Raw genomic sequence first — 434 nt, forward strand, 5'->3', positions numbered from 1 at the left:
CCGTATCAAAACCCAAATCTCAGTTTTGAAGAACGTGCCGAAGATCTTATCTCGAGATTGACGCTCGAAGAAAAAGCCGCCTTGATGTGCGACCAGAGTGAGGCGATTCCCCGCCTTGGCATCCGCAAGTTCAACTGGTGGAGCGAAGCCCTGCACGGTTACGCCAACAACGACAGCGTGACCGTTTTTCCCGAGCCCATTGGCATGGCTGCCTCGTTCAACGATGCGCTGATTTACGATATTTTCAATGCAGTGTCGGACGAAGGGCGTGCCAAATACCACCAGCACCTCAGGCGTGGCAACGAAAACAAGCGCTTCCTCAGCCTTTCGGTGTGGACGCCCAATGTGAACATTTTCCGCGACCCGCGCTGGGGACGTGGACAGGAAACCTACGGCGAAGATCCCTACCTGACATCGCGCATGGGCATTCAGGT

At 55.1% G+C, this 434-nt stretch carries 1 protein-coding gene; it reads left to right on the top strand.

Annotated features, from left to right (window positions below; genetic code table 11):
* The coding region (locus tag N2K84_RS20685) for a glycoside hydrolase family 3 N-terminal domain-containing protein (RefSeq protein ID WP_282593649.1) at positions 1-434 on the top strand (434 nt) is incomplete at both ends.

This window comes from Gaoshiqia sediminis (assembly GCF_025907915.1).
Lineage (GTDB): Bacteria > Bacteroidota > Bacteroidia > Bacteroidales > Prolixibacteraceae > Gaoshiqia > Gaoshiqia sediminis.